The organism is Streptomyces sp. NPDC005866, from assembly GCF_040629895.1.
Taxonomy (GTDB): domain Bacteria; phylum Actinomycetota; class Actinomycetes; order Streptomycetales; family Streptomycetaceae; genus Streptomyces.
The window spans coordinates 108,037-129,234 of the sequence record NZ_JBEXWP010000010.1; the positions used below are offsets into that span (position 1 = coordinate 108,037).

Sequence of the window (21,198 nt, forward strand, 5' to 3'; positions counted from 1 at the left end):
GACACTGACGGGATGACGAGTCACGGGGGACGGCGCAGTCAGGCCGAGCGGGACGCGATCACCGTCGAGATCGGCTACGCGCTGTGCGGCGCGGTGTTCGCGGCGGCGGTGGTCTTCGGAGCGGTGGCGGGACCGGCCCTGCTCTTCGATGTGCCCGGTGGTCTCGAACGGGCGCTGCCGCTGGTGGGCGTGGCGCTCGCCACTGTGATGTTCTTCGCCCGGGTGGTCAGCGTGTTCGTCCGCTTCCAGCGGTCGTCTCAGCCCAGCCAGCCCGGCCGGACCAGCCCCGACTCATAGGCCAGGACGACCAGTTGGGCTCGGTCGCGGGCGCCCAGCTTGACCATCGCGCGGCTCACATGGGTCTTGGCGGTCAGGGGGCTGACCACCAGGCGGCGGGCGATCTCCTCGTTGGACAGGCCGATGCCGACCAGGGCCATCACCTCCCTTTCCCGTTCCGTGAGTCGGGCGAGGGCGTCGGCGGCGGCCGGCTCCTTGGAACGGGCCGCGAACTCCGCGATCAGCCGGCGCGTCACCCCCGGCGACAGCAGTGCGTCCCCGCCCACCACCGCCCTGACGGCGCGCACCAGTTCCTCCGGCTCGGTGTCCTTGACCAGGAAGCCCGAGGCCCCGGAGCGGATCGCCTCGAAGACGTACTCGTCCAGTTCGAACGTCGTCAGCATGACCACCTTGACGTCCTTCAGCTCCTCCTCCGCGGTGATTCGGCGGGTCGCGGCCAGGCCGTCGAGATGCGGCATACGGATGTCCATCAGGACGACATCGGGGCGCAGTTCGCGTACCTGGCGCAGCGCCTCCTCGCCGTCCGCCGCCTCCCCGGCCACCTCGATGTCCGGCTGAGCGTCGAGCAGCGCCCGGAAACCGGCCCGCACCAGCGACTGGTCGTCGGCGAGCAGTACCCGGATCATCGGTCCTCCCGATCGGTCAAGGGCAGTGGGGCGTCGGTCAGAGGCAGTACGGCGAGCACCCGGAAGCCGCCGTCGGCGCGCGGTCCCGCCTCGATCGTGCCACCCAGCGCGGCCGCCCGCTCCCGCATCCCGGCCAGCCCGTTCCCGCTGCCGCCCGCGTCCGCGCCGGTCGCCGGGCCGTCGTCGTCGATCCACAACCGCAGCTGACCGCCGCCGTGTTCGAGCCGCACGCGCGCGTGCCGCGAACCCGAGTGCCGTACGACATTGGTGAGCGCCTCCTGCACGATCCGGAAGGCGGCCAGGTCGGCGCCGGGCGGGAGCCGCGGCGGCTCCCCCTCGACCGCCACGGTGAGACCCGCACTCGCCGCCTGTTCGACGAGTTCCGGCAACCGCCCCAGGCCAGGCGCCGGCGCGCGCGGCACGTCCCCCGGAGCGCGCAGGGTGTCGAGCACCTGACGCACCTCGCCGAGGGCCTCCTTGCTGGCGGCCTTGATGGTGGTGAGCGCGGACCGGGCCTGCTCCGGGTCGGAGTCCAGGAGTGCGAGGCCCATGCCCGCCTGGACGTTGATGACCGAGATGCTGTGCGCCAGCACGTCGTGCAGCTCGCGGGCGATCCGCAGCCGTTCCGCGTCCGCCCGCCGCCGGGCCGCCTGAGCGCGGTCGGCCCGCTCCCGCGCCCACTGCTCGCGCCGCAGCCGGACCAGCTCGGCCACGGAGACGATGATCAGCACCCAAGTGGCGATGATCATCTCCTGGCCAAGATTCGCCCCCGTGTCACCCGGCGGCGGCAGCCAGCGGTACAGCCAGAGCGAGATCAGCAGGTGGCCGCCCCACAGCATCCCGATGGCCGCCCAGGCGGCCCGGCGGCGCCCGGCGACGACAGCGCTGAAGCAGGCCACGGCGACGGCCGCGAAGAGCGGCCCATATGGGTAGCCGGCCGCGAGGTAGACCAGGGCGAGCGCGGCCGTGCCGAACACCACGGGCACCGGGTGCCGGTGCCGCCACAGCAGCAGCGCGCAGGTGGCCAGGAGCAGCAGCCGGGCGTACACGTCGAGGTGTTCGCGGTGCGGCTGCCCGTGGGCGGCGAAGTTCGAGCCCACCAGTACCAGGACAGTGAGCGGGACGGTGGTGCGCCACGGCAGCCGGCCGCGGGACGGCTCGTCCTCACCCCCGTCGTCGCGGTACCGCCACGGGGGGCCGTGATGCCACCACTGCGCGGGGCCGCGCTCCCCTACCCGCTGCTCGTCCATGTCCGCCACGCTAGACGGCACCGGCCCACGCGAGCGTCAGCCCGGCGAGGTGATCACGCGTACTCCCCGGGAAGTAGGCCGCCGGGTCGCGGTCAGCGGCCGGGCGCCAGCTCCGCCACCTCGGCGTCGAACAGCCGCTCCGGGTCGAAGCCCATGCCCGCGAACTGTCCGGCGAGTTCGAGGGAGAGCACGCCGTGCATCCGGGTCCAGAAAGCCAGCGCCCGGCGAAGCACTCCCGGCGGCGCGGGGTGGTCCTCGGCCCACTGCCGGTGCTGGGCGAGGTGCGCGGTGAAGCCGGCGGAGGCCGGCACCTCGGGCTCGGCCAGCTCGTCCCGGAGGACGGCGCCGGGACGTCGGCCGCCCCGGCGCAGTGAGGACCGTCGGCTCCCCTGCCGCCCTTCGCGAACGCCGCGTCGTCCACGAAGGCCGGCCCGGCGAAGCGTTCGCCCATCCGGCGATGGATGACCGCGTCGGAGAGGTGCCCGTCGGCCGGCGGGAGTTCGGCGGAGCCGGGCCCTCAGTAGCGGGCGTGGCCGTCGAGGCACTGAAGCTGGTACGTGGGGCCTTCGGCCACGCGCCGGCCCACGTTCCGGGTTCGTTCGGATGCCGCCCAGGTTCACGCCCCCGGGTGGCGCCCGGGTGAGCCCGCCGCTCGCGCAGGTGACGCCCGGGGGTGGCGGCGCGCCCAAGGCGACCAGCGCGGACCGCTCCCGAGGCGACGGTGTGTCTGTCACCTCGCCACCGGAGCCGACCGACTACGGGAAGACCACGCCCACCCCGTGGGCGAGCTGGGCGGCCGCGTGCCGGAAGAACCGGTCACGGTCCTCGACGACCCCCTTGAACTGCCCGAACAGTTCGAATCCGACGAGTCCGAACAGCTGCGCCCACGCCGCGACCATGGCCACGGCCACCTCCGGCGGGAGGCCGGGCATCAGCTCGTCGGCCATCCGGCGGGCCTCGGGCGCGAGCTCGGCGGGCATGGGGGTGCGGGCCAGACCGCGCCGCTCGAACGCCTCGCGCACGATGCCGATCAGGACGAGGGCGACTCGGGCGGCCGGCAGAACGGTCGTCTCAGGCGCCGAGTAGCCGGGCACCGGCGAGCCGTAGATCAACGCGTACTCGTGCGGGTGCGCCAGCGCCCAGCCGCGTACCGCCTCGCACACGGTGACCCAGCGGTGCGCCGGGGCGGCGTCGGCGGCAGCGGCGTGCGCGGCCTCGGCGGCCTCGCCGAGGGAGTCGTAGGCATCGATGATGAGCGCGGTGAGCAGGTCGTCACGGCTGGGGAAGTAGCGGTAGAGCGCCGAGGAGACCATGCCGAGTTCACGCGCGACGGCCCGCAGCGACAGCTTGGCCGCGCCCTCGGCCGCGAGCTGTCTGCGCGCCTCGTCCTTGATGGCCGCGGTGACTTCCATCCTGGCTCGCGCACGGGCGCCCTGTGAGGTGCTCATACGAGCAGTGTGCCACGAGAGTGGAGCAGTGCACACGCTTTGAAGCACTGCACTCGAGCATGACCGCCGAACTCGTTTCAGTGCAGCGATCTCAAATCAGTGCGGCGCCCAAAAAAGAGAGCACCGCTCTTGCCTTGTATCACCGATCTCCCCCACACTGGGAGCCCTGCGAGAGCACCGCTCTCCCAAACTGTGGGGGTCACGTGTCGACACACGTCCAGAAGCCCGGCTGGTTCACCGTCAACGTCTTCAATCGCGCCGTCTCCTGGCTCACCCGACGCGGCATCAGCATCTGGGGCTCCCGTGTCCTGGCCGTCCGCGGACGCAAGAGCGGGGAGTGGCGCACCACCCCCGTGAACCTGCTGACGGTGGACGGACAGCAGTACCTGGTCGCGCCGCGCGGCCACGTCCAGTGGACCCGCAACATGCGCGCCGCCGGCGGCGGCGAACTGCGGCTCGGCAAGAACGTGGACGTCTTCACCGCCACCGAGGTCCCCGACGACGACAAGGCTCGGCTGCTGCGGGCCTACCTGAAGCGATGGAAGGCGGAGGTCGGCGTCTTCTTCAACGGGGTCGGCCCCGACTCTCCCGACGCCGACCTGCGCCGCATCGCCCCCGACCACCCGGTCTTCCGGGTCTCCGTCAAGAAGTGACGGCGTCGTCGTCGGCCGCGTCCTCGGTGGGCGCGTTCTCCTTCGCCACCGGGCCCGGGTCGAGGGCGGTGAGGGCGCGCTGGGCGAGCGGATGGGAGCGGACGAGTTCGCCGAGGGAGGTCCGGCCCTGGGTGATCTCCTTGAACGCGCGCCAGGCGGGGCGGAACCCGGTCAGGGCCGCGTGGAACAGCCCGGGCCTGCGCTCGAACACCGCCAGCATCCGCTTGCCGACGCTCATCTCGACGCCGAGGCCCGCCTTGACGGCGAAGGCGTAGTTCAGCGCCTGGCGGCGGGTGTCCACGGCGTCATGGGCCTCGGCGATCCGCACCGCCCACTCCCCTGCGAGCCGCCCCGAACGCAGTGCGAAGGAGATGCCCTCGCGGGTCCACGGCTCAAGGAGGCCCGCCGCATCACCACACACCAGCACCCGGCCCCGGGAGAGCGGGGAGTCGTCGGCGCGGCAGCGGGTCAAGTGGCCGGAGGAGATGCTCGGTTCGAAGCCGGCGAGGCCGAGCCGGGCGACGAAGTCCTCCAAGTACCGCTTGGTGGCGGCGCCTTCGCCGCGCGCCGAGATCACCCCGACGGTCAGGGTGTCGCCCTTGGGGAAGACCCAGCCATAGCTGCCGGGCATCGGGCCCCAGTCGATGAGGACCCGCCCCTTCCAGTCCTCGGCCACCGTCTCCGGCACCGGGATCTCCGCCTCCAGGCCGAGGTCCACCTGGTCGACCTTCACACCGACGTGGGCGCCTATCCGGCTGGCGCTGCCGTCGGCGCCGACGACCGCGCGGGCCAGCAGGGTCTCGCCACCCTGGAGGACCAGGGCCACCGTGCGCCGGTCGGGGACGGCCGAGCCGTGCTGTTCCACGCGCTGCACGGAGGCGCCCGTGCGCAGCTCGGCGCCCGCCTTCTGGGCGTGCTCGACCAGCTGCTGGTCGAACTCGGGCCGGTTGATCAGCCCGAACATCATCTGCTTGGAGCGGCGGGTGCGGGTGAACCGTCCGTTGTTGGAGAAGGTGACCGCATGCACCCGGTCCTTCAGTGGCAGCTCGAAGCCGGGCGGGAGGGCGTCGCGTGAGGGGCCGATGATGCCGCCTCCGCAGGTCTTGTAGCGGGGCAGCTCGGCTTTCTCCAGCAACAGTACGCGCCGTCCCGCGACCGCCGCCGCGTAGGCGGCCGAGGCCCCCGCAGGTCCCGCGCCCACCACGACGACGTCCCACACCCGCTGCACGTCGTCCGCCGAAGAATTCTCACCGCTCACGATGTTCCGCTGCTCCGATCAAGCCGTAGAAGCCGTATCACGCCGTATCAACCGTAGGTGCCGTATCGAGCCGTAGGTCTCGCTCTGTCCGTCCGTGGGCCGACACCTGTCACCTGTCCCCTCGCATCCTACGGCGGAGATCGCCGCAGGCCGCTGTGGGAGGATCGGTGCACTCACCAGTTCAACGTCGCACCCACGAGGAGCGTGCCCATGTCGTCCAATCCGGTCGCCGATACCGTCGCCGCCCTGCTGCCCAGGGCGAAAGCGGAGCTCGCCGAGCTGGTGGCCTTCAAGTCGGTGGCGGACTTCACCCAGTTCCCGAGGAGCGAGAGCGAGGGCGCCGCGAACTGGGTCGCCGACGCGCTGCGCGCCGAGGACTTCGTGAACGTCGCTCTGCTGGACACCCCGGACGGCACGCAGTCGGTGTACGGCTATCTGCCGGGCCCGGAGGGTGCCAAAACGGTCCTGCTGTACGCGCACTACGATGTGCAGCCGCCGCTGGACGAGGCCGCCTGGACCACCCCGCCGTTCGAGCTGACCGAGCGGGACGGCCGCTGGTACGGGCGCGGTGCCGCCGACTGCAAGGGCGGCGTGATCATGCATCTGCTGGCGCTGCGCGCGCTCAAGGCGAACGGTGGCGTCCCGGTCAACGTCAAGGTGATCGCCGAGGGCTCGGAGGAGATGGGCACCGGCGGCCTGGAGCGGTACGCCGAGCAGCACCCCGAGCTGCTGGCGGGGGACACGATCGTCATCGGCGACTCGGGCAACTTCCGCGTCGGCCTGCCGACGGTGACCACGACCCTGCGCGGCATGACCATGCTCCGAGTCCAGATCGACACACTTCAGGGCAATCTGCACTCCGGGCAGTTCGGTGGCGCCGCCCCGGACGCGCTGGCCGCGCTCATCCGGGTCCTGGACTCGCTGCGCGCCGAGGACGGTTCGACGACGGTCGACGGGCTCGCCCCGGAGTCGCGCTGGACGGGGCTGGAGTACGACGAGGAGCAGTTCCGCACGGACGCCAAGGTGCTCGACGGCGTCGGGCTGATCGGCGACGGCTCGGTCGCCGACCGCATCTGGGCGCGCCCGGCGGTCACGGTGCTCGGCATCGACTGCCCACCCGTGGTCGGCGCCACCCCGTCGGTCCAGGCGAGTGCCCGTGCCCTGGTCAGCCTGCGGGTGCCGCCGGGCGTGGACGCGGCCGAGGCGAGCAAGCTGCTCCAGGCCCATCTGGAGGCGCATACCCCGTGGGGTGCCCGGGTGCGGACGGAGACGGTCGGCCAGGGCCAGCCGTTCCGCGCCGACGTCACCAGCCCGGCGTACCAGGCGATGGCCGACGCGATGGCGGTCGCCTACCCGGGCGAGACGATGCAGTACGCCGGTCAGGGCGGCTCCATCCCGCTGTGCAACACCCTGGCGAGCCTCTACCCGCACGCCGAGATCCTGCTGATAGGTCTGAGCGAGCCGGAGGCGCAGATCCACGCGGTCAACGAGAGCGTGTCCCCCGAGGAGCTGGAGCGCCTGTCGGTGGCGGAGGCGCTGTTCCTGCGGAACTACGCGGCGGGCTGAACCGCTCTGCCCACAGCAGAGGACTCTCGTCTCCGGACGGGGGTCCTCCCTACGGTCGGGGCATGGACGTCATCGAACTCCTCCCCCGGCTGCACCTGCTGCGCTTCCCGGTCGGCCAGGCCTACCTCTGGCACGACCCGGACGCCGGCACCTCGACGCTGATCGACGCCGGCCCGCTCGGCGCGGGCCGTACGATCGCCGACGCGCTCACCGCCCTGGGCCGGTCCCCTTCGTCGGTACGACGGATCGTCCTCACCCATTTCCACGAGGACCACGTCGGCGGGGCGGCCGAGTTGGCCGCCCTGAGCGGGTCCGAAGTGCTGGCGCACCGCCTGGACGCGCCGGTGATCCGGGGCGAACTCGCTGGTCCGCCGCCGGTGTTCGAGGAGTGGGAGCTGCCGGTTTACGCCGAGGCCACGAGGCATCTGCCCGTCGGCGAGCCGGTCCGCCCGGACGAGGTCACGGAGTTGTCCGACGGTGACGTCCTGGACTTCGGCGGCGGCGCCCGGGTCGTCCACGTCCCCGGTCACACCGACGGCAGCATCGCGCTCCATCTCCCCGCGTACGGCGTGCTGTTCACGGGGGACGCGGTAGCGGTCTCACCGGTCACCAGGTCGGTGATACTCGGGGTGTTCAACCTCGACCGGGCCCGGGCCGTCGCGTCCTTCCGGCGGATGGCCGCCCTGCAGACGGATGTGGCCTGCTTCGGCCACGGCGATCCGGTGAGCTCGAACGCGTCCCAGGTGCTGCGGAAATCCGCGGACACCTACGGGCCGCCGCGGTGACCATGGGAGCAATGACCAACGCCGCGCGCCGCATGCCCACCCATACCGGCATCGCGACCTCGCCGGCCCTGCTGAGCGATGTCACGGGTCCTGCAAGACGATCGGCGGCTCACAACACCCCCTTCAAAGACCCGGCGACTGACAGGCAGTCAGGTGGTGTCAACCGACCGGGACGCCGGCCTCCAGATAGAGCGCGGCACCGCGCTCGCGGGCCCGCAGCGCCCAGCGCAGCCGTTCGTAGCGCACCGGGGGCAGCATCTCGGCCGCCTCCTGTTCGGTGACGAAGCGCCAGTCGCGCAGCTCGGGCCCCGGCAGCACCAGCCGCCCGGCCTCGGCGGAGTCCAGCCGGCCGCCGTCGAAGAGCAGCCGCAGGCCTCCGTAGCGGGGCGGCGCGGGCTGCTCCCAGTCGACGACCAGCAGCCGCGGGACCTTCTCCAGCCGTATCCCGGTCTCCTCCTCGACCTCCCGCACGCCCGCCCGCGCGGGGGCTTCGCCGGGCTCGACGACACCGCCGGGGAACTCCCAGCCGGCCTTGTAGGTGGGGTCGACCAGCAGGACGCGATCGTCCTCGTCGAAGAGGAGCACCCCGGCCGCGAGGGTCTCGGCGGTGGGTTCCGGGGTCTGCACGATGTCGCAGACGGGCGCGGCACCGGAGCCGACGGCCTCGGCGACGTACACGGCCGTCTCGTACGGGGTGAGCGCGCTGGTGTCGACGAGATGGGCGTCGGCACCGATCCAGGAGGCGAGGGCGGCACGGTAGGGCTCGATCTGGTCGTACGACCACTGCCGGACGCGCATCTCGCCGTCGGGTAGGTCGGGCGGGATCTCCCGCCCGGCTATTCGCTCGCGCAGGATCGTTTCGGCCGGGGTGAGACACAGATGCCGGATGGCGATACGGCGGGCGGCGAGGCCGCCGAAGATCTCGTCCCGGTACTCCTGGCGCAGCAAGGTCATGGGAACCACCAGGGTCCCGCCCAGCTCGGCGAGCATTCCGGCCGCCGTGTCGATCACCAGTCGTCGCCAGATCGGCAGATCCTGGAAGTCGCCGACCTCGGCGAGGTGTTTGGCCGGTAGCAGGTGTGTCAGTGCCCCGCCGATGACCTCGGGGTCGAAGAGCGTGCTGTTCGGGATCAGTTCGATCAGTTCACGTGCGGTGGTGGTCTTTCCCGCACCGAACGCGCCGTTGACCCAGACGATCACGGACTCCCCCTCTTCTGTTGGCCCCCTGAGGCTTGCCCGCTCCACACTGCCACGGAAACCAGTTCCCGTTGAGGGCGCGCAAAACGGTGCCGGTGCTCCCTCCGCGGAACCCCGGCACCGCCGTTCGTTTCCGCCCCGCCCGGCTACTCCTGGCCCAGGAGGTTGTGATCCGTCTGGAAGCTGTCCTGGCTCACGACGTGGTCGACGTGCTCCAGGGTCCCCGAGGCGCTCACGTCTGCGAGCGGGCCGTTTTCGGCGGCGTGGGACGGAGTGACGGCAGCCACGACGAATCCGGTGGCCAGGCTGGCGATGGCAAGCATGCTGCGCTTCTTCATGCCCGTTTCAACTGTGCGGGCGGCCCGGGGTCACGGGCGAACCCACGCGGGGAGCAACGCGGCACGTCGGCGCGGAAACCGGCTGCCCCGACTACCCGAGCGGTCTGACCGCATGGACATCGGATGTCCTGACCAGGTCGTCCACAGACCAGCCTCAGCCAACGCATAGCCTCTCCCGACGCCCCCCCATCAACACAACCCAACGCACACGACGGCGCCTCTGCCCCAACTACCCTCGCAACCAGGTCCGCAAGGGGAACCGGAGCAACCTTCACCGCTTCCCTTCCAACACAGCCCAACAGCTCCTACCATAAGCGCGCACCGATGACGTATACATGCAGTCATCCCACCTTTCGCGAGTCGGAGGAGCGTAACGATGCGTCAGCCTCACACCCGCACAACCCGCCGAAGAGTGGTCGGAGCACTGACCGCGGCACTGCTCTGCACCGCGGGCCTCGCCGCACCCGCCGTCGCCGCCGGGGCAACCGGCTCGCCCACCGTCGCCGAGGGTCTCGCCCTCACGCCGCCGATGGGTTTCAACAACTGGAACTCCACGCACTGCGGCGCCGACTTCGACGAGGCCATGGTCGAGGGCATCGCGGACCTCTTCGTGGCGAAGGGCCTCAAGGACGCCGGCTACCGGTACGTCAACCTCGACGACTGCTGGGCCCTGCCGAGCCGCGACGCGGACGGCAAGCTGGTCCCGGACCCGGCCCGGTTCCCCCACGGGATCAAGGCGGTCGCCGACTATGTGCACGCCAAGGGTCTCAAGCTCGGCATCTACACCAGCGCCGGCACCAAGACCTGCAACGACGCCGGCTTCCCGGGCGCCCTCGGCCACGAGTACAGCGACGCCCAGCAGTTCGCCGACTGGGGTGTCGACTATCTCAAGTACGACAACTGCAACAACCAGGGTGTGGACGCCAAGCAGCGCTACCTCACCATGCGGGACGCGCTGAAGGCGACCGGGCGGCCCATCGTCTACAGCATCTGCGAATGGGGCGAGAACAAGCCCTGGGAGTGGGCGTCGGACGTGGGGCAACTGTGGCGCACGACCGGGGACATCAGCGACAACTGGGGCTCCATGCTGTCGATCCTCAAGCAGAACCTGCCACTCGCGCCCCATGCGGGTCCCGGCCACTGGAACGACCCGGACATGCTTGAGGTCGGCAACGGCGGGATGACCGAGACCGAGTACCGCTCGCACTTCTCGATGTGGTCGGTCATGGCCGCCCCGCTGCTCATCGGCACCGACCTGCGCAAGGCCTCCCAGACGACCTTCGGCATCCTGGACAACAAGGAGGTCATCGCCGTCGACCAGGATCCGCTCGGCAAGCAGGGCACGGTGGTCTCCTCGGCGGGCGGACGCTGGGTCGTCGCCAAGGAGATGAAGGACGGCAGCCGCGCGGTCGCCCTCTTCAACGAGTCCAACTCGCCCCAGCGCATCGCGACCACCGCACAGGCCGTCGGCCTCTCGAACGCGCCCGCCTACACGCTGCGCGACCTGTGGCAGCACCGGAGTTACAACACCGCGGGCACCATCTCCTCGGTCGTCCCGGCGCACGGCACGGTCCTGGTCCGGGTGGCCACCGACCGGCGCTGGTCGGCGAACCCGCCGGCCGTCGAACTTGGTCTGAACGGCAACCAGTTCATCGAACCGGGCAGTACGGCCTCGGTCACCACGTCCGTCACCGACCTGGGCCGCACCACGGCCCACAAGGTCTCCGTGTCGCTCACCGGCCCCGAGGGCTGGACCGTCACCGCGACCTCGCCGGCCAGGACCGCGGCACTGGCGACGGGCCGTGCCCTGCGCACCGGCTGGAAGGTGACCGCTCCCGAAGGGACGCCGAAGGGGGCGTACGACCTCGGGCTCAGGGCGAGTTACATGTCGCCGGCCGGGGCGCGCACCGAGAGCGCGATGACGGTCACGATGACCGTCGCGGACCCACCGCCCGCCGGAAGCTCCTATCTCAGCGACCTTCCCTGGCTGTCGGCCGGCAACGGCTGGGGGCCGGTGGAGCGCGACACCAGCAACGGGGAGACCGCCGCGGGCGACGGGCATCGGCTCACCGTCGGCGGGGTGGTGTACGCCAAGGGGCTCGGCACCCACGCCCAGAGCGCGATCGACTACTACACCGGGAAGGCGTGCGAGAAGGTCACCGCCGACGTCGGCGTGGACGACGAGGAAGCCGCCAAGGGCACGGTCTCCTTCGAGGTCTGGGCGGACGGCACGAAGGTCGCCTCGACCGGCGTACTGACCACGGACATGGCCGCCCAGCCGCTCACCGCCGACGTCACGGGCGCCGAGGTGATCAGCCTTGTCGTGACCGACGGAGGTGACGGCGTCACCTCCGACCACGGCGACTGGGCGGACGCGCGGATCACCTGCTGACGTCCCGCGACCCGCACGATCACCCGCTGACACCCCCGCGTCCCGCACGTCGGCCGCTTCCGACCGGCCCGGTCGGCCGGACCTGAACTCCGGCCGACCGGGCCTGAACGTTCCTGCCGAGTGCCGCGGCCGCCTCAGACGCCCGCTGCCGTCGCGTCCGGCCTGCCGGCCAGCGCGGCCGCGGCGGCTCCCACCAGGCCCGCGTCCGTGCCCATCTGCGCCGGCACGATCGTCAGGCGCTGCACGAAGGAGAGGGTCGCGTAGTCGGTGAGGGCCTTGCGCAGGGGCGTGAAGAGGATGTCCCCCGCCTTGCCCACGCCGCCGCCGATCACCGCGATGTCGATCTCGACCAGGGTCGCGGTGGCCGCGATCCCGGCCGCCAGTGCCTGCGCGGCCCGCTCGAAGGACGCCACCGCCACCGGGTCGCCGGTCCGGGCCGCGGCCGCGACCGCCGCTGCCGAGGTGTCGCCGTCGGGACCCGGCTGCCAGCCGCCCTCCAGTGCACGCCGGGCGATGTTGGGGCCGCTCGCGATGCGTTCCACGCAGCCGCGCGCCCCGCAGGGGCACGGGTCCCCGTCCAGGTCGACGCTGATGTGGCCGATGTGGCCCGCGTTGCCGGTCGGCCCGGGGTGCAGCCTGCCGCCGAGCACCAGGCCGCCGCCGACGCCCGTCGACACGACCATGCACAGCGCGTTGTCGTGGCCGCGGGCCGCGCCCTGCCAGTGTTCGGCTGCCGTGATGGCGACGCCGTCGCCGATCAGCTCGACCGGCAGCCCCCCGGCGGCCGCACGCACCCGCTCGACGAGCGGGAAGTCCCGCCACCCCGGCACGTTGACCGGGCTCACGGTGCCGGCGGAGGCGTCCACCGGCCCCGCGCTGCCGATCCCGAGCGAACCGGCCCGTCCCCACAGAGGCGAACCGGCGAGTTCGCCGACCACCTCCTCGACGGCGCCCATGACGGTCTCGCCGTCCTGCTGGGCGGGCGTGGCGCGCTGGGCGCGCGCCTGGATCCGTCCGTGGCCGTCCACCAGTGCGCCGGCGATCTTGGTGCCGCCGATGTCGAGGGCCGCCACGAGGTCGGTGTGCATCAGAGTCAGATCTCCCCGTAAACCATGAGTAGCCGAGTGAAAGGCAGCCGTCCAGCAGTGGGGCGCGGGCCGGAGATTGCGGTGGACAGTCTCCCCCGCATCTGACAACGTTGTCCAGGCTCTATGCTCGACGCCACATCCTCATACAAACCCATGGGCCTGTGCATCCCCCGTGGACAACAGGAATCCCACCGTGGACGACAGGACAGGACGCAGCATCGTGCCCGAGACCTCCCGCCGCCCAGACCGTCTTCCCGGCTCCCGTTACGGGAACCGGCCGACGATGAAGGACGTGGCGGCGCGCGCCGGTGTCGGCCTGAAGACGGTGTCCCGGGTGGTCAACGGGGAGCCCGGGGTCACCCCGGACACCGAACGCCGGGTCCAGGAGGCGATCGACGCGCTCGGCTTCCGCCGCAACGACAGCGCGCGGGTGCTGCGCAAGGGCCGTACCGCGAGCATCGGGCTCGTTCTGGAGGACCTCGCCGACCCGTTCTACGGCCCGTTGAGCCGTGCTGTCGAGGAGGTGGCCCGGGCCCATGGCGCGCTGCTGATCAACGGGTCCAGTGCCGAGGACCCGGACCGGGAGCAGGAGCTGGCGCTCGCGCTGTGCGCGCGGCGGGTGGACGGGCTGGTGGTGATCCCGGCCGGGGACGACCACCGCTATCTGGAGCCGGAGATCAGGGCGGGCGTGGCCACGGTGTTCGTGGACCGCCCGGCCGGCAGGATCGACGCCGATGTGGTGCTGTCCGACAACTACGGCGGTGCCCGCGACGGGGTCGCCCATCTGATCGCGCACGGCCACCACCGGATCGGCTTCATCGGTGACATGCCCGGCATCCACACGGCAGCCGAGCGGCTGCGCGGCTACCGGGCCGCGATGGAGGACGCCGGGATATCCGTCGAGCCGGCGTGGACCTCCCTCGGCGTGACGGACCCGGAGCGGGTGCGCCGGGCCGCCGAGGAGATGCTGTCCGGGGCCTCCCCGGTCACCGCGATCTTCACGGGCAACAACCGCGTGACCGTCACCGTGATCCGCGTCCTCGCCGAGCAGACCCGCCCGGTCGCGCTCATCGGTTTCGACGACATCGAGCTGGCCGATCTGCTGCACCCCGGTCTCACGGTCGTCGCCCAGGACGCGGCCCTGCTCGGCCGTACGGCCGCCGAGCGGCTCTTCCGCCAGCTGGACGGCACCCTCATGGCACCCGAGCGGATCGAGCTGCCGACCCGGCTGGTCACCCGCGGCTCGGGCGAGCTGCCGCCCTCGGACTGAGCCGAGCATGACCGGCCGTACGCTCGCGGAACTGGGCCTGGACCAGGCACCGCGCGACCATCCGCTGACCTACCCCGGCAGCTGGCCCGCCGACTCCGGACTCCTCGACGGCGACCGGCTGTTGCCGCTGGACCGGCTGGTGCACGACGACGGCCGGGTACCGGTGCTCGCGGTCGGTTCCAACGCCTCTCCCGCCCAACTCCAGCACAAGATGGCCGAGTCCGGGGTGAGCGGGCCGATCCCCATGGTGCGCTCCCGGGTGACCGGCGTCGAGGTGGGCGTCTCCGCGCATGTCAGCCGCCTCGGCTATGTCTCGGCGTCCCCGGTCCAGTCTCCTACGACGGTACGGGAGCTGTTCGTCCTCTGGCTGGACGGGCGGCAGTTGGAGGTGATCGACGCGAGCGAGGGCGTACCGCTGCCGGCCGGCAACTTCGGCCGGGCCTGGCTGCCCGCCCCGGACGTACGCGTCGCCCTGGCGGACGGCACGACACTCCCCGGCGTCCATGCCTACGTCAACCGGCACGGCGTCCTGCACGACGGCACCGGCACGCCCCGCCGACACCCCGGCGAGCGCGCCGTCCTCACCGAACTCCTGTTGCAATCAGCCGAGTTGAGGGAGCTGTTCGGTGTCACACCCGAGGAGTTCTGCGCGCGTGCGCGGGCCGACGCCGAATTGTGCCGGCGGGGCACCCGGCTGTTCGCCGAGCGGAAGTGGGCGGTCGCGTCGGGCCTGGAGCGGTACGTCCGCGCTCAGCAGACGGGAAGTCCGGGGACCGGCACGTCGTTGTCACCGCCCTTGATGTAGACATCACTGATGTAGACACCGGTGTTGCCGCTGTCGTCGTCGGTTCTGGCCCACCAGACGTTGGTCCACTTGCCGTAGGTCTCGCGGCGGCCCAGGTTCGCCTGGCAGTAGAAATAGTTGGTGCCCGCGTTGAGCACGCCGGCCTTGGCGCCGGAGGCCGTGTAGGACGTGGCGGTCCGCCAGACCTCGCAGTTGTACTTGCCGCCGCCGATGGGCCGGCAGGCCGGTGCGGGTGGGGTCGGCCCACCGCCGGTGCCCGGACTCTGGGACGGGCGCGTGCTGTCGGAGGGCATCACCGAGGGGGTGGCGGAGGCGCGCTCGGTCGGCTTGCCGGCCTCGGTGGGCGGGGCACTGTCGGCGGGAGCGGTGGTCCTTTCCTCACCCTGGCCCGTGGGGTCGGGCCTGGCCGGGTGCCTGGACGCACTGGGGCGGGCGCTCTGCGACGCTCCGGCGGAGGCCGAGGCCGAGGCGGCCTGTCCCCTGTCCGGGTTCGTGATGTCGCCGCCCTTGCCGTTCAGTACGGCGACGGTCGCCCCCGCCGTCGCGAGGACCACGGCGACGGCCGCGGCGGCGAGCAGCACGGCCCGGCGGCCCTTGCGGGGTGGCGGGGTGGGAGTCATCGGGCCGGTGGGAGCGGCGAGTCGGGGCGGGGGACCGAAGCCCGGCGCAGGCCCCCGCACCTCAGGCTCCTGATGAGGCCCCTGGATACCGGGCCCGTGGGCGGGTCCTTGGGTCAGCCCTTGGGCGGGCCCGAAGTCCGGCGGTATCGCCGGCACGCCGGCTTCGGTCTCCGGCCGCGCGGGCTCGCGCAGCGTCGTCGTCGGCGTGTCCGCGACCGGTTCCCGCACCACCGCCCGCAGTAGCTCGCACGCCTCCTCGGCGTCCGGGCGGGAGTCGGGCCACTTCTCCATCAGGCGCCGTAGGACGGGGCCGAGAGGCCCGGCTCTGCGGGGCTCCAGGAGGGGCTCGGCCACGATCGCGGTGAGGGTCGAGTACGTGGATGTACGGCGGAACGGCGAAGTACCCTCCACGGCCGCGTACAGGGTGGCGCCGAGCGCCCAGACGTCGGAGGCCGGGCCGGGTTCCGCGCCCTTGGCCCGCTCAGGGGCCAAGTAGTCGAGGGAGCCGACGAGTTCGCCGCTGCGGGTGAGGTGGGTGGCGGAGCCGTCGCCGGGGTCGTCCATGGTGGCGATACCGAAGTCGGTGAGGACGACCCGGCCCGAACGGTCGAGGAGGATGTTGCCGGGCTTGACGTCCCGGTGCAGTACGCCGGCCCGGTGGGCGGCGGCCAGCGCGTCCATCACCTCGGCGCCGACGCGGGCCGCCTCGTGCGGGTCGAGGGTGCCGCGGTCGCGCAGCAGGTCGTCCAGGGAGGGGCCGTCGATCAGCTCCATGACGATCAGCGGGCGGCCGTCGACCTCGGCGATGTCGTGCACGGCGATCACCCCGGGATGGCGGACCCGGGCGGCGGCGCGGGCCTCGCGCTGCATCCGCAGCCGCAGATCGGCCAGTTCGGGCCCGGCGCTGTCGGTGTAGGTGCGCAGTTCCTTGACGGCGACCTCACGGCCGAGGACCTCGTCGACCGCGCGCCAGACCACGCCCATGCCACCGCGCCCGAGCCGGGCCGTCACCCGGTACCGCCCGGCCAGCAGCCGACCGGCCCCGTCAGCCTGCCCGTACTCCCCCGAACTCGAAGACACCGCCGCCCCGTTCCTCCGACACGTCCGTGAACCGCGTCCACCCTACGGGGCGGCGCCGGCGGCTCAAGTGGCCCGGGACGGCTGTGACAGGGCCGCTACTTGCCGGAGGCCGTCAGGTCGCCGCGCCGGGGTGCCGCGAAGCCCTCCAGATCGGCCCGGGTCAGACCGGTCAGCCGGGCCACCTCGGCGATGTCGAGGGCGCCGCAGTCCAGGCCGCGCAGCAGATAGCCGCTGAGGGCCTTGGCGGTGGCGGGCTCGTCCATGACGTCACCGCCGGTGCGGTTGGCGTACCGGGTGAGCCGGGCGGCCGCCTGCTCGAAACCCTCGCGGTAGAAGGCGAACACGGCCGCGTAGCGGGTCGGGATGTGCCCGGGGTGCATGTCCCAGCCCTGGTAGTAGGCACGGGCCAGGGCGCGCCGGGTGAGCCCGTAGTGCAGCCGCCAGGCGTCGTGCACCTTGGCCGTCGGGCCGACCGGCAGCACGTTGGTGGAGCCGTCCGACACGCGTACGCCCGTACCGGCGGCGGCGACCTGCATGACCGCCTTGGCGTGGTCGGCGGCCGGATGGTCGCTGGCCTGGTAGGCGGCGGAGACACCGAGGCAGGCGCTGTAGTCGAAGGTGCCGTAGTGCAGTCCGGTGGCACGGCCCTCGGCGGCCTGGATCATGCGGGCGACGGTGGCGGTGCCGTCGGCGGCGAGGATGGACTGGCTGGTCTCGATCTGGATCTCGAACCCGATCCGGCCGGGCTCCAGGCCGTGCGCCTTCTCGAAGGCCTCCAGCAGCCGGACCATGGCGGTGACCTGCTCGGGGTAGGTCACCTTGGGCAGGGTCAGCACCAGCCCGTCGGGGAGTCCGCCCGCCTCCATCAGTCCGGTGAGGAAGATGTCGAGGGTGCGGATGCCCCGGTCGCGCACCGCGACCTCCATGCACTTCATCCGGATGCCCATGTAGGGCGCTGCCGTGCCGTTCGTATGAGCCTCGCCGACAAGCCGCCCCGCGCGGGCCGCCGTCTCGTCCTCCTCGGCGTCGGGGCGGGCGCCGTAGCCGTCCTCGAAGTCGACGCGCAGGTCTTCGATCGGCTCACGCTCCAGCTTGGCGCGGACCCTGGAGTGGACGGGCTCGGCGAGTTCGTCGGACAGGCCGAGGACGGCGGCGAAGGAGGCGGCGTCGGGGGCGTGTTCGTCGAGGGCGGCGAGGGCCCGGTCGCCCCAGGAGCGGATGGTGTCCGCGGCGAAGGCGTCGCCGGGGACGTACACGGTGTGGACGGGCTGGCGGGTGCCGGGGTCGCCCGGGTAGCGGCGCTCCAGTTCGGCGTCGACCGGCGCGAGGGAGGCGCTGATCTCCTCGCTGACGGCGCCCGCGAGACTCGTCGCCACCTTCTGCTGCTGGCCCTGACCCATCCCACACCCTCCTGTTTTCCACTGTACGGAATCAACAATCCGTTGAATGAAGTTATCCGGGTGCCTTCGGGATGGTCAACACCATGTCCACGGGGCGACACGTCCCCATCTGGGCATGTTCACGCTCGACTCACACCTGGGTAGCACACTCTCTGCGCAGGACTCGACTTACGCACGCCTCGTCCGGCCGTCGCCACCGAAGGAGCCCCCGTGCCGAACCAGCGCCGAGTCACCCGCCGTCTGGGACTGAAGGTCTTACTGGCCGCGGCGGTCACCGTGCCCCTCTCCGGTGCCGCGATCTCCGTCGCGTCCGCCCCCTCCGTGCCGGCCGCCACCCTGCGGGCCGGCCGGGCGACGCCCTCGGCCCCGCCGCGGCGCGCGCCCCGGCTCGACGTCATGACCTTCAACCTGCGGTACGCGAGCACCGCCGAACCCAACAGCTGGGCCGACCGCCGACCCGTGATGCGCGAGCTGCTGCGCCGCGCGCACCCGCAGGTCATCGGCACCCAGGAGGGCCTCTACCAGCAGCTGCGCGACATCGACGCCGACCTCGGACCGTACTACGTCTGGATCGGCACCGGCCGCGAGGGCGGCAGCCGGGACGAGTCCACGGCGATCTACTACGACATCCGGCGCCTGGCGCCGGTCGAGCACTACACCTTCTGGCTCTCCGACACCCCGGAGCTCGTCGGCTCCAACACCTGGAACGCCGCCTTCCCCCGTATCGTCACCTGGGTCCGCTTCCGTGATCTCGCCGACGGCGGCCGGGAGTTCTACGTCGCCAACACCCACTTCGACCACAGGAGCCAGTACGCGCGCGAGCGCAGCGCGACCCTGCTCACCCAGCGGGTCGCGGAGTTCGACCCCGCGCTGCCGGTCGTGGTGACCGGCGACTTCAACGCCGTCGCCCACAAGAACCCGCCCTACGACACCCTGGTGGGTTCGGGGCTCGTCGACACCTGGGACGCGGCGGAACACCGGAGCCCGCTGTACGCGACCTTCCACGGCTACAAGGGGCTTGTCCCGGACGGCGACCGCATCGACTGGATCCTGACCACCCCGGGTGTGACCACGCACCAGGCGACGATCAACACCTTCTCGACGCACGGCCAGTTCCCCAGCGACCACCTGCCCGTGCAGGCCTCACTGAGTCTGCGATGACACGACGACGCCCCCGTGACCGGCGTGCGGTCACGGGGGCCTTCGACAGCCTGGCGGCGGCGATCAGCCCTTGCGGGCCTTGACCTCCTCGGTCAGCTGCGGGACGACGTCGAAGAGGTCGCCGACCACGCCGTAGTCGACCAGTTCGAAGATCGGGGCCTCGGCGTCCTTGTTGATCGCGACGATCGTCTTCGAGGTCTGCATACCCGCGCGGTGCTGGATCGCGCCCGAGATACCCGAGGCGATGTACAGCTGCGGCGAGACGGACTTGCCGGTTTGGCCGACCTGGTTGGTGTGCGGGTACCAGCCGGCGTCGACGGCGGCACGCGAGGCACCGACAGCGGCGCCGAGGGAGTCGGCGAGCGCCTCGATGATCGCGAAGTTCTCGGCGCCGTTGACGCCACGGCCGCCGGAGACCACGATCGCGGCCTCAGTCAGCTCCGGACGGCCCGTCGACTCACGGGCGGTGCGGCCGGTGACCTTGGTGCCGGTCGCCTTCTCCGAGAAGGTCACGGACAGCGCCTCGACCGCACCGGCGGCCGGAGCGGCCTCCACGGCCGCGCTGTTGGGCTTGACCGTGATGACCGGTGTGCCCTTGGCGACACGGGACTTGGTGGTGAAGGACGCGGCGAACACCGACTGGGTGGCCACCGGGCCCTCGTCGCCGGCCGCGAGGTCGATGGCGTCGGTGATGATGCCGGAGCCGATGCGCAGCGCCAGACGGGCGGCGATCTCCTTGCCGTCGGCGGAGGACGGGACCAGGACGGCGGCCGGGGACACCTGCTCGTAGGCGGCCTGCAGCGCGTCCACCTTCGGTACGACCAGGTAGTCGGCGTACTCGGACGCGTCGTGGGTGAGGACCTTCACCGCGCCGTGCTCGGCGAGGGTGGCGGCGGTGTCGGCGGCGCCGTTGCCCAGCGCGACGGCGACGGGCTCGCCGACGCGGCGGGCCAGGGTCAGCAGCTCCAGGGTGGGCTTGCGGACGGCACCGTCCACGTGATCGACGTAGACGAGGACTTCAGCCATGGGAATGCTCTCCTGCTTGGATAAGTTGAGGGGCGGTCAGCGACTGCTGGGCTCAGATGAACTTCTGGCCCGCGAGGAACTCAGCGAGCTGCTTGCCGCCCTCGCCCTCGTCCTTGACGATCGTGCCGGCCGTGCGGGCCGGGCGCTCGGTGGCGCCCTCGACCTTGGTCCAGGCGCCCTCCAGGCCGACCTCCTCGGCCTCGATGTCGAGGTCGGACAGGTCCCAGGACTCCACCGGCTTCTTCTTGGCGGCCATGATGCCCTTGAAGGACGGGTAACGCGCCTCGCCCGACTGGTCGGTCACCGACACGACCGCCGGCAGGGAGGCCTCCAGCTGCTCGGAGGCGGCGTCGCCGTCGCGGCGGCCCTTGACCGTGCCGTCCTCGACCGAGACCTCGGAGAGCAGGGTGACCTGCGGGACGCCCAGACGCTCCGCCAGCAGGGCCGGGACCACACCGGCGGTGCCATCGGTGGAGGCCATGCCGGAGACGACCAGGTCAAAGCCGGCCTTCTCGATCGCCTTGGCCAGGACCAGGGAGGTGCCGATGACGTCAGTGCCGTGCAGGTCGTCGTCCTCGACATGGATCGCCTTGTCCGCGCCCATGGAGAGCGCCTTGCGCAGCGCGTCCTTGGCGTCCTCGGGACCGACGGTGAGGACGGTGACCTCGACGTCGTCGTCGGAGTTCTCGGCGATCTGCAGCGCCTGCTCGACCGCGTACTCGTCCAGCTCGGAGAGCAGACCGTCCACGTCGTCACGGTCGACGGTCAGGTCATCGGCGAAGTGCCGGTCGCCAGTGGCGTCGGGCACGTACTTCACAGTGACAACGATCCTCAAGCTCACGCCGGCTCTCCTACTGCATCGTCTTTTCTGGGCTGCCTCTTGCAGGCAGCATAGGCGCCTGAAGCGGCCGATTCCGGTCGGGGCGGCCGTGCGCTCC

General features: G+C 71.8%; 19 protein-coding genes and 1 pseudogene. 8 read left to right on the top strand and 12 right to left on the bottom strand.

Annotated features, from left to right (window positions below):
- The first annotated feature begins 12 nt into the window (after positions 1-12).
- Positions 13-297: a DUF6332 family protein gene (locus ABZ396_RS17020; RefSeq protein WP_358918261.1), complete on the top strand. Its 285-nt coding sequence runs from the start codon at positions 13-15 to the stop codon at positions 295-297.
- Here ABZ396_RS17020 and ABZ396_RS17025 read toward each other — a convergent pair.
- The 4 genes and pseudogenes from ABZ396_RS17025 to ABZ396_RS17040 all read right to left on the bottom strand — a co-directional run bounded on the left by ABZ396_RS17025 (position 258) and on the right by ABZ396_RS17040 (position 3,621).
- Positions 258-923: a response regulator transcription factor gene (locus ABZ396_RS17025; RefSeq protein ID WP_358918263.1), complete on the bottom strand. Its 666-nt coding sequence runs from the start codon at positions 921-923 to the stop codon at positions 258-260. The two genes, ABZ396_RS17020 and ABZ396_RS17025, sit on opposite strands and share 40 nt — an antisense overlap.
- Entirely contained in the window at positions 920-2,173 is a 1,254-nt protein-coding gene (locus ABZ396_RS17030; protein ID WP_358918265.1) for a sensor histidine kinase, read from the bottom strand. Before ABZ396_RS17030 ends, ABZ396_RS17025 begins: the two co-directional genes overlap by 4 nt.
- Positions 2,174-2,265: 92 nt before the next feature.
- A pseudogene (locus ABZ396_RS17035) lies at positions 2,266-2,493 on the bottom strand (TetR-like C-terminal domain-containing protein); the annotation flags it as partial.
- Between the two features lie 435 nt (positions 2,494-2,928).
- Positions 2,929-3,621 carry a TetR/AcrR family transcriptional regulator gene (locus tag ABZ396_RS17040; RefSeq protein WP_358918267.1) on the bottom strand — a complete coding sequence of 231 codons (693 nt, stop codon included), beginning with the start codon at positions 3,619-3,621 and terminating at the stop codon, positions 2,929-2,931.
- A gap of 203 nt (positions 3,622-3,824) precedes the next feature.
- On the opposite strand from ABZ396_RS17040, the gene ABZ396_RS17045 reads away from it, so the two are divergent.
- Positions 3,825-4,274 carry a nitroreductase family deazaflavin-dependent oxidoreductase gene (locus ABZ396_RS17045; protein ID WP_358918269.1) on the top strand — a complete coding sequence of 150 codons (450 nt, stop codon included), beginning with the start codon at positions 3,825-3,827 and terminating at the stop codon, positions 4,272-4,274.
- Here ABZ396_RS17045 and ABZ396_RS17050 read toward each other — a convergent pair.
- A complete protein-coding gene (locus tag ABZ396_RS17050; protein WP_358918271.1) occupies positions 4,264-5,532 on the bottom strand; it encodes a geranylgeranyl reductase family protein in 1,269 nt (422 codons plus the stop codon). The genes ABZ396_RS17045 and ABZ396_RS17050 overlap by 11 nt on opposite strands.
- A gap of 210 nt (positions 5,533-5,742) precedes the next feature.
- Here ABZ396_RS17050 and ABZ396_RS17055 point away from each other — a divergent pair, with 210 nt between their 5' ends.
- Both ABZ396_RS17055 and ABZ396_RS17060 read left to right on the top strand, forming a co-directional pair.
- Positions 5,743-7,098 carry a dipeptidase gene (locus tag ABZ396_RS17055; protein ID WP_358918273.1) on the top strand — a complete coding sequence of 452 codons (1,356 nt, stop codon included), beginning with the start codon at positions 5,743-5,745 and terminating at the stop codon, positions 7,096-7,098.
- Positions 7,099-7,160: 62 nt separating this feature from the next.
- Entirely contained in the window at positions 7,161-7,883 is a 723-nt protein-coding gene (locus ABZ396_RS17060) for an MBL fold metallo-hydrolase (RefSeq protein WP_358918275.1), read from the top strand.
- Between the two features lie 159 nt (positions 7,884-8,042).
- On the opposite strand, the gene ABZ396_RS17065 is transcribed toward ABZ396_RS17060, so the two are convergent.
- On the bottom strand, positions 8,043-9,083 hold the full coding sequence (locus ABZ396_RS17065; protein WP_358918277.1) for an NUDIX domain-containing protein: 1,041 nt from the start codon (positions 9,081-9,083) through the stop codon (positions 8,043-8,045).
- A gap of 143 nt (positions 9,084-9,226) precedes the next feature.
- Positions 9,227-9,418: a hypothetical protein gene (locus ABZ396_RS17070; protein WP_358918279.1), complete on the bottom strand. Its 192-nt coding sequence runs from the start codon at positions 9,416-9,418 to the stop codon at positions 9,227-9,229.
- A 376-nt stretch (positions 9,419-9,794) separates the two neighbouring features.
- Here ABZ396_RS17070 and ABZ396_RS17075 point away from each other — a divergent pair, with 376 nt between their 5' ends.
- Positions 9,795-11,810 (top strand): NPCBM/NEW2 domain-containing protein, encoded by a 2,016-nt coding sequence (locus tag ABZ396_RS17075; RefSeq protein ID WP_358918281.1) that lies wholly within the window; start codon positions 9,795-9,797, stop codon positions 11,808-11,810.
- Between the two features lie 134 nt (positions 11,811-11,944).
- On the opposite strand, the gene ABZ396_RS17080 is transcribed toward ABZ396_RS17075, so the two are convergent.
- Positions 11,945-12,898, bottom strand: coding sequence for an ROK family protein (locus ABZ396_RS17080; RefSeq protein ID WP_358918283.1), 954 nt, complete (start codon positions 12,896-12,898; stop codon positions 11,945-11,947).
- 193 nt (positions 12,899-13,091) lie between these two features.
- On the opposite strand from ABZ396_RS17080, the gene ABZ396_RS17085 reads away from it, so the two are divergent.
- Together ABZ396_RS17085 and ABZ396_RS17090 are read left to right on the top strand one after the other, a co-directional pair.
- On the top strand, positions 13,092-14,168 hold the full coding sequence (locus ABZ396_RS17085) for a LacI family DNA-binding transcriptional regulator (RefSeq protein WP_358918284.1): 1,077 nt from the start codon (positions 13,092-13,094) through the stop codon (positions 14,166-14,168).
- 7 nt (positions 14,169-14,175) lie between these two features.
- Positions 14,176-14,973 (top strand): hypothetical protein, encoded by a 798-nt coding sequence (locus ABZ396_RS17090; protein ID WP_358918286.1) that lies wholly within the window; start codon positions 14,176-14,178, stop codon positions 14,971-14,973.
- Here ABZ396_RS17090 and ABZ396_RS17095 read toward each other — a convergent pair.
- Both ABZ396_RS17095 and ABZ396_RS17100 read right to left on the bottom strand, forming a co-directional pair.
- Positions 14,919-16,673: a serine/threonine-protein kinase gene (locus ABZ396_RS17095; RefSeq protein WP_358918288.1), complete on the bottom strand. Its 1,755-nt coding sequence runs from the start codon at positions 16,671-16,673 to the stop codon at positions 14,919-14,921. The genes ABZ396_RS17090 and ABZ396_RS17095 overlap by 55 nt on opposite strands.
- 95 nt (positions 16,674-16,768) lie before the next feature.
- On the bottom strand, positions 16,769-18,073 hold the full coding sequence (locus ABZ396_RS17100; protein WP_358918290.1) for an aldolase/citrate lyase family protein: 1,305 nt from the start codon (positions 18,071-18,073) through the stop codon (positions 16,769-16,771).
- 210 nt (positions 18,074-18,283) lie between these two features.
- Between ABZ396_RS17100 and ABZ396_RS17105 the strand changes: the two genes are divergently transcribed.
- Complete coding sequence (locus ABZ396_RS17105; protein ID WP_358918291.1) at positions 18,284-19,234, top strand: endonuclease/exonuclease/phosphatase family protein; 951 nt, start codon at positions 18,284-18,286, stop codon at positions 19,232-19,234.
- A 63-nt stretch (positions 19,235-19,297) separates the two neighbouring features.
- On the opposite strand, the gene ABZ396_RS17110 is transcribed toward ABZ396_RS17105, so the two are convergent.
- Both ABZ396_RS17110 and ABZ396_RS17115 read right to left on the bottom strand, forming a co-directional pair.
- Positions 19,298-20,260, bottom strand: coding sequence for an electron transfer flavoprotein subunit alpha/FixB family protein (locus tag ABZ396_RS17110; RefSeq protein ID WP_358918293.1), 963 nt, complete (start codon positions 20,258-20,260; stop codon positions 19,298-19,300).
- Between the two features lie 52 nt (positions 20,261-20,312).
- Complete coding sequence (locus ABZ396_RS17115; protein WP_358918294.1) at positions 20,313-21,101, bottom strand: electron transfer flavoprotein subunit beta/FixA family protein; 789 nt, start codon at positions 21,099-21,101, stop codon at positions 20,313-20,315.
- Positions 21,102-21,198: the final 97 nt, after the last annotated feature.